Here is a 13,127-nt window from a genome sequence, read left to right on the forward strand (position 1 = left end):
CCGGCTCTGCGGAGCGTCACTTCGTGCCGCACCGCGTCCGGGACACGAGAGCGCTGCCTGCGATTTTAGTTCCCCGTCGTCCTGAAGCGCAGCGGCTTCGGGCCGATCAGCGTCAGCACGTCGCCCTGGCGCTTCCAGGTCTCGACGCTGGCGAGGGCGGCGACGAGCTCGTCATCGGCCTGCGCTCTCGCCGGCGGGCAGTTGCGGTCCTGGATCTGGCCGGGGACGAAGATCACGGTGTTGCCGGCGACCGAGAACTGGCCCTTGCCGCCCTTGCACCAGAGCTCCAGCACGACCTCGCCATTGTCCCCGATCTCGATGTTGGGAATCCGCTTCGAGCCCGCTTGCGGCAACGCCTCCAGCGTCATCTCGGTGCCGAAAGGAAACCCCTCCTCGGCACGCGCGAGCGTGGACATCGCGAGCATTGCAACCGCCGCACACAGCAAGCGCAGAAGCGAAACCATGAGACCTCTCGACCGACCTGATTTGCGGCACCTTCTATAGGACAGCCGTGCCGTTGAGAAGGTTCGCGGAAGGTGCAAAAAATCCCCGCGGGGACGAACCTCGCGGGGATTTGTGGACGCGGCGCAGTCCGCTACTTCAGAACCAGCGCCGTGAACGGCCAGACATAGGCCTGCAACGTCACGAGCACGCCGACGAGGCACGCCAGCACGATCGAGTGCCAGAACACGAAGCGCAGGATGGTGCCTTCATGGCCGTACCAATTGGTGGCCGTGGAGGCGACCACGATCGACTGCGCGTCGATCATCTTGCCCATCACGCCGCCGGAGGAGTTCGCTGCGCCCATCAGGATCGGCGACAGGCCGAGCTGCTCGGAGGTGATCTTCTGCAGGTTGCCGAACAGCACGTTGGAGGCGGTGTCCGATCCGGTCAGCGCGACGCCCAGCCAGCCGAGCAGCGTGCCGAAGAAGGGATAGAGCACGCCGGTGGCGGCGAACGCCAAACCAAGCGTGGCGTCTACGCCGGACAGGCGCGTCAAGGTGCCGATCGCGAGCATCGCCGAGATCGTGATCAGCGAGATCGCGCAGAGCCGGATGGTGCGGCCATATTCGGTCAAAAGCTTGCCCGGACCGACGCCCATCAACAGGCCGGAGATGATCGCGGCGATCAGCATGCCGGTCCCGGTGAAGGACAGGTAGGTGAAGGCGAACACCGCGCTCTCTTTCGTCGGCCCTGGCGCGACCGGCGGCATCTTGTTGATCATCTGGTGCAGCTCGGGAACGGGATAGTTCCAGACGAAGATCGCGTTCGCCCAGGCCTTGAAGGCGCCGTTGCCCCAGACCAGCATCACGATGCAGACGATGATCCACGGCAGCAGCGCATTGAAAAGCTCACTCTGCGTCAGCGGGGTTTTGTCGAGCGGTTTCGCCGCCGCCATCGTGGCGGCCGATTCGTCGCGGCCGCGCAGCGCCGGCGACAGCCAGAGCTGCCTCGGCTGCCACACCTTCAGGAACAGGATCAGCGCGCCCATCGAGATCAGCGAGGCGCCGATGTCGACGATCCAGGGATTGATGTGGTTCGAGATCACGTATTGCGGGATCGCGAACGACACGCCGGTGACGAGGATCGCCGGCCAGACGTCCTTCATGCCCCGCCAGCCCGCGAAGGCCCACACCACCCAGAACGGCACGATCAGCGAGAAGAAGGGCAATTGCCGTCCGACCATCGCGCCGAGGATGTAGGGATCGAGGCCGGTGACCGAGGCGAGGCCCTGGATCGGCGTGCCCAGCGCGCCATAGGCGACCGGCGCGGTGTTGGCGATCAGCGACAGGCCGGAGGCCGCGAGCGGCGAGAAGCCGAGCCCGATCAGCACCGCGCCCGTGATCGCGACCGGCGTGCCGAAGCCCGAGGCGCCTTCGAAGAACGCGCCGAACGAGAACGCGATCAGCAGCAATTGCAGCCGCCGGTCCTCGGTGACCCCGCCGACCGCGCGCTTGAGCAGCTCGAAGCGCCCGGTGGTCACCGTGACCTGGTAGAGGAAGATGACGTTGAGAACGATCCAGCCGATCGGGAAGAACCCGGTGACGATCCCCAGCATCGAAGCGCGGATCGACATGTTCGCCGGCATGGTGAAGACGAAGATCGTGATCAGGTTGGTCACGATCACGGCGATGACGGCGGCGATGTGCGCCTGAACGCGACCGCTCGCGATCAGCACCAGCAGCGTGACGACGGGCACCGCCGCCGCGATCGTCGACAGCACCGGGCTGTGCAGCGGGTCATAGATTTGATTCCACATGGTCTTCCTCTCCCACGCATGTTTGCGGCAGGCGGCCCGCGTGGAGAGCCGGTCCTGCTTGACGCTGAGAGCGATAACCCCCGCGTTGGACGTGAATTCCTCGTGAATGCAGCGGTTCCCGGCCGCTCACAAGGTCGCGAAATCCCGGGGCACCCCACCCCGCGGCATCGAAGCCCATGCTAGGGTTGCAAGCTGCGACAAGCCAACGCAAATTGCAGACCTTGCGACTTTAGTCTAAGTGCGCCCATTTTCGCCGTTGCCTCAGGTCTTTGGCTCCGGGCATTTGTGCACATCCCCCGAGGAGATCCTGCTCTGTGAAGAACATCAGCGCCACGCTCGCGATCGTCTGGCGAATCGCCGCCCCCTATTTCCGATCCGAGGACAAATGGGCCGGCCGCGGCCTGCTCGCGGCGGTGGTCGCGATGGAGCTGGCGCTGGTCGCGATCGACGTGCTGGTGAACCAGTGGCAGAACCGGTTCTACAGCGCGCTCCAGAACAGCGACTGGGACGCGTTCGTCACGCAGATTTGGATCTTCGTCGCGCTGGCCTCGACCTATATCGCGCTGGCTGTCTACAAGCTGTACCTGAACCAATGGCTCCAGATCCGCTGGCGGCAATGGCTGACGCGACATTATCTCGGCGAGTGGCTGGCGGGCTCGACGCATTATCGCATGCAGCTCAAGGGCGATGCGGCCGACAACCCGGACCAGCGCATCACCGAGGACGTCAAGAACTTCGTCGAGCAGACGCTGACCATCGGGCTCGGCCTGCTCTCGTCGATCGTGACGCTGTTTTCCTTCGTGATCATCCTTTGGGGCCTTTCCAACGCCGCGCCGCTGCGCCTGTTCGGCACCGATGTCACGATCCCCGGCTATCTGTGCTGGGGCGCGCTGATCTACGCGATCTTCGGCACCGCGCTGACGCACTGGATCGGCTCGCCGCTGGTCAACCTCAATTTCGAGCAGCAGCGTTATGAAGCCGACTTCCGCTTCAACCTCGTCCGCGTGCGCGAGAATTCCGAGCAGATCGCGCTGCTCAGGGGTGAAGGCGCCGAACGTGCCCGCCTGCTCGATCGCTTCGGCTTCGTGATCGCCAATTGGTACGGCATCATGAGCCGGACCAAGCGCCTCACCGCGTTCACGGCCAGCTACCAGCAGGCCGCCGTGCTCTTTCCCTACGTGCTGGTGGCGCCGGCGTTCTTCGCCAAGAAGATCCAGCTCGGCGACATGATGCAGACCGCATCCGCCTTCTCCAGCGTCCAAGGTGCGCTGTCGTTCTTCGTCACGGCCTACCGGTCGCTGGCGGAATGGCGCTCGATCGTTGCCCGTCTCGATGGCTTCGAGATGTCGGTCGCCTCGGCCGTCAATTTGCCGGCGCATGAGCCGGCCATCACGCTGGAGGTCGCCGGGCGCCATGTCGATCTCGCGCAGCTCTGCGTGAACCTGCCCAACGGCACCCCGCTGGTGGCCGCCAAGGCCTTCACCATTCAGGCCTCGGAGCGCGTGCTGGTGACCGGGCCGTCCGGCTCCGGCAAGTCCACGCTGTTCCGGGCCATCGCCGGCATCTGGCCGTTCGGCACCGGCACGGTTGTCATCCCGGAGAAGGCCAAGCTGATGATGCTGCCACAGCGGCCCTATTTCCCGCTCGGCATGTTGCGCGATGCCGTGGTCTATCCGGCAGCGTCCGGCGCGTTCGAGGCCACGCAGGTCCGCGACGCCCTGATCGCGGTCGGGCTGCCCGATCTCGCCGAACGGCTCGCGGAGGACGGCCACTGGAACCGGATGCTCTCGCTGGGCGAGCAGCAGCGTCTCGGGCTTGCGCGCGCGCTGCTGCATGCGCCGGACTATCTGTTCCTGGACGAGGCTACCGCCTCGCTCGACGAGCCGTCGGAAGCCCGGCTCTACCGGCTGCTGGCGGAGAAGCTGCCGCAAGCCACCATCGTCTCGATCGGCCACCGCTCGACGCTCGACGCCTTCCACACCCGCAAGGTGACGCTGGTGAAGGACGGCGCGATCCACGTGGTCGGCGGCGAGCGGGCGGCGGCGGAGCCGAGCGCGGCGCGCTGAGGCGCAGGCGGCCTCGCCCGCTGTCCTTACGGTCTGAGGGACGGCCCCAACTTGGGCCTCGTCATTGCGAGGAGCTTTTGCGACGAAGCAATCCAGACTGCCTAGGCGGAAAGACTCTGGATTGCTTCGCTGCGCTCGCAATGACGGAGTGTGAGGCAGCGGCGGCGTCCTGCCGGTTCGCAAGCCCCTAACGCAGCTTAGTAGTATCTTGGCCGGCCCGCCCCGTCTCTTCCTACCTCCGCCGCCCAAAGCAAAAGGGCGGCAGGTTGCCCTGCCGCCCTCGCGAAGTCGTTTCGGAAAGAAACTTACTTCAGGTTGGTCATCGCCGTCAGGTCGAACGAGAGCTTGGCGACGCCAGCCGCGCTGCACCAGTTGGAGCCGAAGCCGCCCGGGTTGATGGGGGTGAAGCTGCTGCTGAACTTCGCGGTGTGATCGCTGGTGAAGGCGTTGCAGTCGCCCTTGTTCAGATCGGTGTCGTAGTAGCGCAGATCGAGCGTGAACACCTTGTAGGTGAAGCCGACGCCAACGTTCCAGGTGTTGTAGCTCGGCTCCTTGATGCCGTTCGCATACACCGGATCGCCCGCGATGCCGTAGAAGATGTCCGAAGTGCCGAGCCACTGCCGGCCGAACTCACCCGACACGTACATGCCGACGCCACTGGCGCCGAAGATCGTGCTCGGCGCGGTCCACTTGGCGGTGACCGAGGCGTAATTGCCCCAGGCACCGAGGTTCAGGAAGTTCGGCGAGTAGTACTCGTTGAAGCCGACCGTCCACTGATCGTTGAGGGTGACGTTCAGCTTGGCATAGGCCTCGAAGAAGCTCGCGTCCTTCTTGGCGAAGTTGCCGTTGATGGGAAGGCCGATGGCGCCCTGCGAGTAATCGATGTCGCTGCCGCAATTGCCCTGGGCGAGGGTGCCCTGTGAGCCGAAGCAGCTTCCGCCCGGATAGAGGTAGCCCCAGACACCGAAGTCGAAGGCGAACATGCCGAAGGTCGGGCGGATACCGCCGTAGATGTCGACTTCGGCCGCAGCACGGTTCGGGAACGAGATGCTCGAGGCAGACGTACCGATGTAGAGCTGGAGGTCCTTGTTGACGTTGTAGCGCGGCTCGAAATAGGCCGTGACCGACGGATTATGGTTGGACTGGGTGATGCCGCGGAAGATGTAATCGCTCATGATGCCGGCGCCGAAGGCGATATCCCACGGATCGAAGGCCGGCGGCGGCGGGGCTTTCAGTGCCTTTACGCGCAAGTCTGCCGCGAAAGCCGAGCCCGTCGTCACAATTGCCAGCGCCGTTGCCAACAAAGCCACTTTTTTCATTTCGGTCCCCATTTACCCGTTCTTACTCAGCAGTCGCCCCCGGAAGCCCCCCGGGGCATGCGGCCTACCTGCAAAATTGCGTTACTGCGGCAATTTGGATCGGTGGATCGGAACGGTGAAGCAAAAAGCGCGGGCATCTGCCGACTTTTTGGGCGTTTTGACGATTCCAAGAAAGGTTGTCAGCCGGTGTGGCTTCTCGATCACATCATTTGCCCTCTAGAGGGCACGGCAGACCCGTGTAAGCCGGGGACCACCCGGCGGCGTGACATCTGCGCTTACGAATCAGGCTGGGCCGGGCACGGCGGCCGCGGCTGGCTTGCGGCGATGCAAAAAGGCCGCAGCATCAGGATGCCGCGGCCTTCTTGTTACAGTCCCAAGCTGTAGTCCAAGTGACAGTCTGAGTGACAGTCTGAAGTGACAGTCCGAAGGCGATGAAAGGTCGCCTTCCTACCCCTGTCCCTCGGCAGGCGCCGCTTCCGCAGAAGACGAAGGCATCGCCCAGCTTGTCTCGGCGGGCGCCGGGGTCTCCGCCGGTGCCGACGGCTTCGGAGCAGGCGCTGCCTTCGCCTTCTTCGGTGCCGCCTTCTTCGCGGCCTTCTTCGGAGCAGCCTTCTTGGCCGCCGCCTTCTTTGCTGTCTTCTTGGCAGCCTTCTTCGGGGCGGCCTTCTTGGCAGACTTCTTCGCGGTCTTCTTGGCTGCCTTCTTCTTCGTCGCCTTCTTCGCGGTCTTCTTCGCCGCTACGGCCTTTTTGGCCTTCTTGGCCTTCTTGCTTTTCTTCTTCTTCGCTTTCGCCATCGTGGTCCTCCTGTTGCCGCCGAACAATGATCGATCGGGCGTCTTCAGTCGTCACCTCGGGAGGACAGTTCAGGCTCCTGAAAGCTCAAACCTGCGCGTTCAGTGCCGGCCGCGCCCCGCCCGTCGCCCAATCGAGAAGCTCAATCGTGTGTACGACCGGAACTGACGTGCCACTGGCAATCTGCACCATGCAGCCGATATTGCCCGCGGCAATCATGTCCGGCTTGACGCTCGCGATGTTGGCGACCTTGCGATCGCGCAACCGGCCCGCAAGCTCGGGCTGGAGAATGTTGTAGGTCCCCGCCGAACCGCAACACAAATGGCTCTCGGGTACATCTTTCACCACGAATCCATTCTTGGAAAGCAATTCTTTCGGAAGGGCTGTGATTTTCTGTCCATGCTGCAACGAACACGCGGAGTGATAGGCGACGACGATGTCGTCCGCTCTCGCCGCCGTCGCGAGCTCGAGGCCGGCGACGTATTCGGTGATGTCCTTGGCGAGCGCCGACACCTTCGCCGCATCGGCCGCGAACGCAGTGTCCTCGCGCAGGAGATAGCCGTAATCCTTGATCACCGTGCCGCAGCCGGAGGTCGTCACCAGGATGGCATCGAGCCCCTCGCCGGCCATTTCCTTGCGCCACGCCGCGACGTTGGCGCGAGCCCGCGCCAGCGCATCCTGGTCGTTGCCGAGGTGATGGGTCAGCGCGCCACAGCACTGCTCGTCCCTGACAAGGACGACCTCGATGCCATGGCGGGTCAGGAGACTGATGGCGGCCTGGTTGATGCGGGGCGCCAGCACCTGCTGGGCGCAGCCCTGGAGCAGCGCCACGCGTCCGCGCTTCTTGCCGAGCGCCGCGAACACGCTGCCGGCGGCGGGTCCGGCGGGCGGCAGCCGGTTCGGCGCCAGCGCCAGCATCGCCTTGATGCGCTGGATCAAGCCGGGCGTCGCCGCAGGCCGGGGCGTCGGCAGCAAGTCGCCCAGCGGACGGGCGAGCCGCGCCAGCCACATGCTGATGCGAAAGCGCTGCGGGTCCGGCAGGACGAAGGCCAGCACCTGGCGCAGCAGCCGCTCGGCCAGCGGCCGCTGGTAGCGCTGCTCGATCCGGACCCGGGCCTGGTCGACGAGGTGCATGTAGTTCACGCCCGAGGGGCAGGTCGTCATGCAGGCAAGGCACGACAGGCAGCGGTCGATATGCTTGACGACATCGGCGGTCGGCGCCTGGTCCTTCTCCAGCATCTCCTTGATCAGATAGATGCGGCCGCGCGGGCTATCGAGCTCGTCGCCAAGCAGCACATAGGTCGGGCAGGTTGCGGTGCAGAAGCCGCAATGGACGCAGGCGCGCAGGATCTTGTCGGCTTCCGCGATATCGGGGTCGGCGAGCTGCGCGAGTGAGAATTCGGTCTTCATCGGCCAGCGCTCCGCGTGAGCCGCCCCCGGTTGAGAATGGTCTTCGGATCGAAGCTGGCGCGCACCCGCTCGCTCAGCGCGGCAATACCCGGTGCCTGCGGATGAAACACATCGACGTCGCGCCTGACATCATCAGTCGCCCGGATCAGCGTGGCATGCCCACCGACCGCGTTCGCGCGCGCCCGCACGAGCACGGCATGCGCGTCCGGCTTCGGCGGGAGCGCCGCCCAGATCAGGCCGCCGCCCCAATCGTAGATCACATCGCCGCCCGTCTCGCGCGCCAATTGAGTGCCGAGCGCCGCGCCCGAGGCCGGCGGGCAGACGATCCGCCAGACTGGCCAGGCGCCGAGCGAACCACTGGCCGCAAACGGCAGCACGTCGCGGATGGCGGTCCACAGCGCCGCGGATGCCGCGTCCTCGATCAGCGTCGCGGTTCCAAACGGCGCCAGCAATTCGCGCAGCGAGCCGGCGCGGTGCGCAGCAGATGCGGTGATGCCCTCGAGCCGCAGCACCGTCAGCGCCTCGCCCTCCCCTGCGAGATCGCCGAGCCCCTCGGTCCTGGCCCGGAGCGCCGATTTCGGCAGATGCGCGGCAGCCGAGACGTCAAAGGGCGAGCCGAGCGCCGCGGTCATGGCCTTGTTGGCGGCGGCATCGTCGAGCCCGCGCAGCAGCAGCGTCCGCTCGGCCTCGGGCTTGGGCATCACCTTCAGCGTCACTTCCGTCATCACCGACAGCGTGCCCCAAGACCCCGCCAGCAGCTTGCAGAGGTCGTAGCCGGTGACGTTCTTCACCACCTTGCCGCCGGTCTTGAAGCTGTCGCCGAAGCCGGAGACGGCGTGCGCGCCGAGCAGGTGGTCGCGCGCCCCGCCCGCCCGGATGCGCCGCGGCCCGGCAAGCCCGGCCGCGATCATGCCGCCGATGGTTCCTGATACCGGCGTGCCGAGCAGCGGCGCGGTATCCATCGGCTCGAAGGCGAATTGCTGGTTCTTGGCGTCGATCAGCGCCAGCACGTCGGCAAGCGGCGCGCCGGCCTGGAGCGTGATGATGAGCTCGTTCGGCTCGTAGGAGGTGACGGCATTGAGCGCGGAGACGTCGAGCACCGCGTTGGTCGCCATCGCATGGCCGATGCCGCGCTTGCCGCCATGGCCGATGATCTCGAGCGGCTGCTCATTGGCAATCGCCGCGCGCACCACCTCTTCGACGTCTTTGGCGTCTCTGACCTTGAGCGTATCCACCACTGAGCCGGTATCGAAGTTCACAAAGGAAAGCAATTCGTTCATCGCGGATCTAAAACCGCGGCAAATCCGGGAACGCCAGCTTGCCCGCGTGGACGTGCATGCGGCCGAGCTCGGCGCAGCGGTGCAGGGTCGGAAACACTTTTCCGGGATTGAGCAGGCCCTGCGCGTCGAAGGCGCATTTCAGGCGCTGCTGCTGGTTGAGGTCGATCTCGCTGAACATGTCGGGCATCAGGTCGCGCTTCTCGATGCCGACGCCGTGCTCGCCGGTGAGCACGCCGCCGAACTCGACGCAGGCGCGCAGGATGTCGGCGCCGAAGGCTTCGGCGCGCTCGATCTCGCCGGGCTTGTTGGCATCGTAGAGGATCAAGGGGTGCAGATTGCCGTCGCCGGCGTGGAACACGTTGGCGCAGCCGAGCTGGTATTTTTCGCCGAGCTCGCGGATACGCGCGAGCGCCTTCGGCAGCGCGCCGCGCGGGATCGTACCGTCCATGCAGAGATAATCGGGCGAGATGCGGCCCACCGCGGGGAACGCGGCCTTGCGGCCGGCCCAGAACAGGTTGCGCTCGGCCTCGGAATTGGAGATCTGCAGCGTCACCGAGCCGCAGCCTCTTGCGATGCTCTCGACCCGGGTGATCAGCTCGTCGACCTCGATCTTGGGCCCGTCGAGCTCGATGATGAGCAGCGCGTCCACATCGAGCGGATAGCCGGCATGCACGAAGGCCTCCGCCGCGTGGATCGCGGGCTTGTCCATCATCTCCATGCCGCCCGGGATGATGCCGGCGCCGATGATGCGCGCCACGCATTCGCCGGCCGCCTCGACTTGCGCGAAGCCGACCATCAGCGCGCGCGCCGTCTCCGGCTTCTGCAGGATGCGCACCGTGATCTCGGTGATGACGCCAAGCAGGCCTTCGGATCCGGTGATGACGCCCATCAGGTCATAGCCGGGATTCTCGCACCCCTTGCCCCCGATGCGCAGGATCTCGCCGCTCATCAGCACGATCTCGCAGCCGAGCACGTTGTTGGTGGTCATGCCGTATTTCAGGCAGTGCACGCCGCCGGAATTTTCCGCCACGTTGCCGCCGATTGAGCAGGCGATCTGGGAGGACGGATCGGGCGCGTAATAGAAGCCGGCATGCGCGACCGCCTGGCTGATGGCGAGGTTGGTGACGCCGGGCTCGGTGACGACGACGCGGTTGTCGAAATCGATCTCGCGGATGCGCTTGAACTTGCCGAGGCCGAGCAGCACGCCGTCCTCGAGCGGCAGCGCGCCGCCGGACAGCGAGGTGCCGGAGCCGCGCGGCACCACCTTGATGCCCTGCGCGGCGCAATATTTCAGGATGAGCGAGACCTGCTCGGTCGTATCCGGCAACACCACGACCATCGGCGGCTGCCGATAGGCGGTCAGCCCGTCGGATTCATAGGCCCGCATTTCGGCAGGCGTATCAATCACGCCCTCGCCCGGCAAGATGGCGCGCAAGGCGGCGACGATTTCGCTGCGACGCGCTAGCACGGCCTGGTCGCTGGCGGGCATCATGATGGCCATTTTAAGAAGCCCTCGTCCGACGGATGGAATTGTCTCGGCAAATCAATCATGTCTTGCCGTCCTTGGGTAGGTCCTCCGAAGGTCCCATTGCTTTGTTGCAGCGCAAGTTCTCTCTGGGGCAAGTCTGCTAGCAGGAAACCTGTCAAAGTTTCGCGGCTTGTCCCCTTGCAATGGACCTGCCAAAACCACGACCCTCCATCTGACCCGGGAAGAGACGAAGAGCACACTTATGACAAAACTGACTTTCGGCGCGCTGACGATCCTCACCGTCATTGCCACCGCACCCGCCGCGATGGCGCAGGATGTCGCGGCCGGCAAGACTTCGTTCAACAAGTGCCTGGCCTGCCACGCGATCGGCGAAGGCGCCAAGAACAAGGTCGGCCCCGAGCTCAACGGCCTCAACGGCCGCAAGTCGGGCACGGCAGAGGGCTATAGCTACTCGGACGCGAACAAGAATTCCGGCATCACCTGGGACGAGGCCACGTTCAAGGAATACATCAAGGACCCCAAGGCCAAGATCCCCGGCACCAAGATGGCGTTCGCCGGCATCAAGAACGAGACCGAGATCAACAATCTCTGGGCCTTCCTTGCCCAATACGACAAGGACGGAAAGACCAAGCAGTAAGCGCGCAAGAGGCCGCCGCTGAGCTTCGGTTCTGATTGGATCAGAATCGAAGCTCTAGCTTTCTTACTTTGACGCGTTTTCTTCACGCGAAGCGGTTTCCACTTCGCTCGAAACGCTTTAGTCGGCGGCCGCCTGCGCCGGGGCGATGTTTCCGATCATCGTCTCGATCTCCGCCTTCACGAGATCCGGCACGGCGTTCTGCACCATGTGGCCGAGATCGGACAGCACGATCAGCTTTGCATTTGGCACCGCCGCGGCGAACGGGCGCGCGTGGATGCTGGTTCTCACCGTCTTGTCGGGCTCGCCGGCGATGATCGTGACCGGCGCATTGATCTCGCCATAGCGCGCGACTTGCGCGGCAACCGACTCTTTCAGCGTCACCAGATCATAGGCATTGGCGATGAACTCGCGCGGGCGCAGCAAGAGCGGCGTCGCGGAGTCCTGCACGAATCCGTCCGGCATCGTCTGCGGCAGGAACACGTTGCGCGCCCCGGCTTCGGTGACGAAATAGCCGAGCGGCAGCGTGATCGTGTAGGCGAGCAGCGGGCCAATGACTGGCGTTGCGATGATCTCGTTGTAGCGCCCGACGCCGCCGCGCCAGGGATGCGTGACGGGCGCGAGCATCACGAGACCCGCAACGCGGTGCGGATGATCGAGCGCGATGCGCGCGCCGAGCGCGCCGCTCCAGGAATGCACCACGAAGACCGCGCGATCGATCCCGAGCTTGCCAAGCGCCTCGTCGATCATGCGCGCCTGGATCTGCGGCGTCGAATCCTGCCGGCTCGCGCGCGTGCTCCAGCCATGGCCGGGACGGTCGATCAGAATCACGCGGTGATCCCTGGCGAGGAGATCGCCGAGCGGCCGCCGCATCGCTTCGAGATTGGAGCTCGCGCCGTGCAGCATCACGATCGGAGGACCGGAATCGCGTGGGCCGATGTCGACGAGATGAAGCGTCGCGCCATCGACCTCGATCATGCGGCCCTGCGGCGGAAAGGCACGCTGCACGGCGACGACCCCGGCCTGCGTGAGCAGCGCCAGCAGAACCAGCGCCGTCACGACTGACATCACGATCATGGAGAGAATCCGGGTGATCCTGGGCACGGGGCAGTTACGGGTCTGATCGGGCGGCAGTTTCGCCGCCGGCAGTCAGCGCTTCCACTGAAAATGCAGGGGCTGTGGATATGTGCATAATTGTCGATCGAGAAAACTCAACGAAATCAGAGCTATTCCAAGCGGCACGCAAGCTTCGGACCAGCTTCATGCAGGCGTCATCGCGGCTTCCATATAATCGCCACGGTCGGTTCCGCCATCTAGGCGCGGATGGGCGCCGATCCTCCTCGCAGCTTAGGGGATGCGGGAAAGACCGGCAGGATATGTCCTGGTTTGAACCGGAGAATTTTTGATGAGCTTCAGATCGAACGACACTGCAATCGACGAAATCGTCGCGAGCTGCAACGGCGACCTGCGCGGTGCCGTGCGGGCGCTGCTGCTGATCAACGAGCATCTTGAGGCGGAGCTTGCAAGAGCTTACGCCGCAGCCGCCGACCGCGGCCTGGTCGAGCGCGGCAGCAGCGTCCTGCATTGAGGACCGGCTAGTTCGCCCCGTCCTCTTCTTTTTCCTGCTCGGGCGTGACCGGGGGGCAGACGCGGATCGTCGACCGGGCAAGCTTGGCATCGGCCCTGGACTTGTAGGGACCGTCGCCGAACCAGATGTCGCCGATGATGACCGGATTGCTGGTCACGATGGTGCATTTGCCGGTGGCTCGGTTGCCGACCACCCAGAACAGTCCGTCGGCGAGGCCTACCGTTCCCGACGCGAGCAGCAATACAGCTGCGACCACCAAACGCTTCATGGCTTTCGCTCCTGCCATGC

Annotated in this window: 12 protein-coding genes; 3 read left to right on the forward strand and 9 right to left on the reverse strand. The window is 64.9% G+C overall.

Annotated features, from left to right (window positions below; translation table 11 throughout):
* Positions 1-65 precede the first annotated feature (65 nt).
* Positions 66-464: an META domain-containing protein gene (locus tag ACNJYA_RS34955; protein ID WP_439401581.1), complete on the reverse strand. Its 399-nt coding sequence runs from the start codon at positions 462-464 to the stop codon at positions 66-68.
* Between the two features lie 131 nt (positions 465-595).
* Entirely contained in the window at positions 596-2,260 is a 1,665-nt protein-coding gene (locus ACNJYA_RS34960; protein WP_172787141.1) for an L-lactate permease, read from the reverse strand.
* 314 nt (positions 2,261-2,574) lie between these two features.
* Between ACNJYA_RS34960 and ACNJYA_RS34965 the strand changes: the two genes are divergently transcribed.
* Positions 2,575-4,326 (forward strand): ABC transporter ATP-binding protein/permease, encoded by a 1,752-nt coding sequence (locus ACNJYA_RS34965; protein ID WP_439401582.1) that lies wholly within the window; start codon positions 2,575-2,577, stop codon positions 4,324-4,326.
* A 305-nt stretch (positions 4,327-4,631) separates the two neighbouring features.
* Here ACNJYA_RS34965 and ACNJYA_RS34970 read toward each other — a convergent pair whose 3' ends face one another.
* The 5 genes from ACNJYA_RS34970 to ACNJYA_RS34990 form a co-directional block, all read right to left on the reverse strand.
* The gene (locus ACNJYA_RS34970; RefSeq protein WP_172787139.1) at positions 4,632-5,645 is read right to left on the reverse strand and encodes a TorF family putative porin; all 1,014 of its coding nucleotides are present in this window, start codon (positions 5,643-5,645) and stop codon (positions 4,632-4,634) included.
* 447 nt (positions 5,646-6,092) lie between these two features.
* Positions 6,093-6,440, reverse strand: a complete 348-nt coding sequence (locus ACNJYA_RS34975; protein WP_260381026.1) for a histone — start codon at positions 6,438-6,440, stop codon at positions 6,093-6,095.
* A gap of 85 nt (positions 6,441-6,525) precedes the next feature.
* A complete protein-coding gene (gene glcF, locus ACNJYA_RS34980; RefSeq protein ID WP_172787137.1) occupies positions 6,526-7,848 on the reverse strand; it encodes a glycolate oxidase subunit GlcF in 1,323 nt (440 codons plus the stop codon).
* Positions 7,845-9,083, reverse strand: coding sequence for an FAD-binding protein (locus tag ACNJYA_RS34985; RefSeq protein ID WP_439403505.1), 1,239 nt, complete (start codon positions 9,081-9,083; stop codon positions 7,845-7,847). Before ACNJYA_RS34985 ends, glcF begins: the two co-directional genes overlap by 4 nt.
* 52 nt (positions 9,084-9,135) lie before the next feature.
* Entirely contained in the window at positions 9,136-10,629 is a 1,494-nt protein-coding gene (locus tag ACNJYA_RS34990; RefSeq protein WP_439401583.1) for an FAD-linked oxidase C-terminal domain-containing protein, read from the reverse strand.
* Between the two features lie 229 nt (positions 10,630-10,858).
* On the opposite strand from ACNJYA_RS34990, the gene cycA reads away from it, so the two are divergent.
* Positions 10,859-11,254 (forward strand): cytochrome c-550 CycA, encoded by a 396-nt coding sequence (gene cycA, locus ACNJYA_RS34995; RefSeq protein WP_439401584.1) that lies wholly within the window; start codon positions 10,859-10,861, stop codon positions 11,252-11,254.
* A gap of 117 nt (positions 11,255-11,371) precedes the next feature.
* Here cycA and ACNJYA_RS35000 read toward each other — a convergent pair whose 3' ends face one another.
* Positions 11,372-12,328: an alpha/beta fold hydrolase gene (locus ACNJYA_RS35000; RefSeq protein WP_439401585.1), complete on the reverse strand. Its 957-nt coding sequence runs from the start codon at positions 12,326-12,328 to the stop codon at positions 11,372-11,374.
* Positions 12,329-12,656: 328 nt separating this feature from the next.
* Between ACNJYA_RS35000 and ACNJYA_RS35005 the strand changes: the two genes are divergently transcribed.
* Positions 12,657-12,839, forward strand: a complete 183-nt coding sequence (locus ACNJYA_RS35005) for a hypothetical protein (protein ID WP_172787133.1) — start codon at positions 12,657-12,659, stop codon at positions 12,837-12,839.
* Positions 12,840-12,846: 7 nt separating this feature from the next.
* On the opposite strand, the gene ACNJYA_RS35010 is transcribed toward ACNJYA_RS35005, so the two are convergent.
* Positions 12,847-13,107, reverse strand: a complete 261-nt coding sequence (locus tag ACNJYA_RS35010) for a hypothetical protein (RefSeq protein ID WP_439401586.1) — start codon at positions 13,105-13,107, stop codon at positions 12,847-12,849.
* Positions 13,108-13,127 lie beyond the last annotated feature (20 nt).

It is taken from the genome of Bradyrhizobium sp. BLXBL-01 (assembly GCF_051853025.1).
Classification (GTDB): Bacteria; Pseudomonadota; Alphaproteobacteria; order Rhizobiales; family Xanthobacteraceae; genus Bradyrhizobium.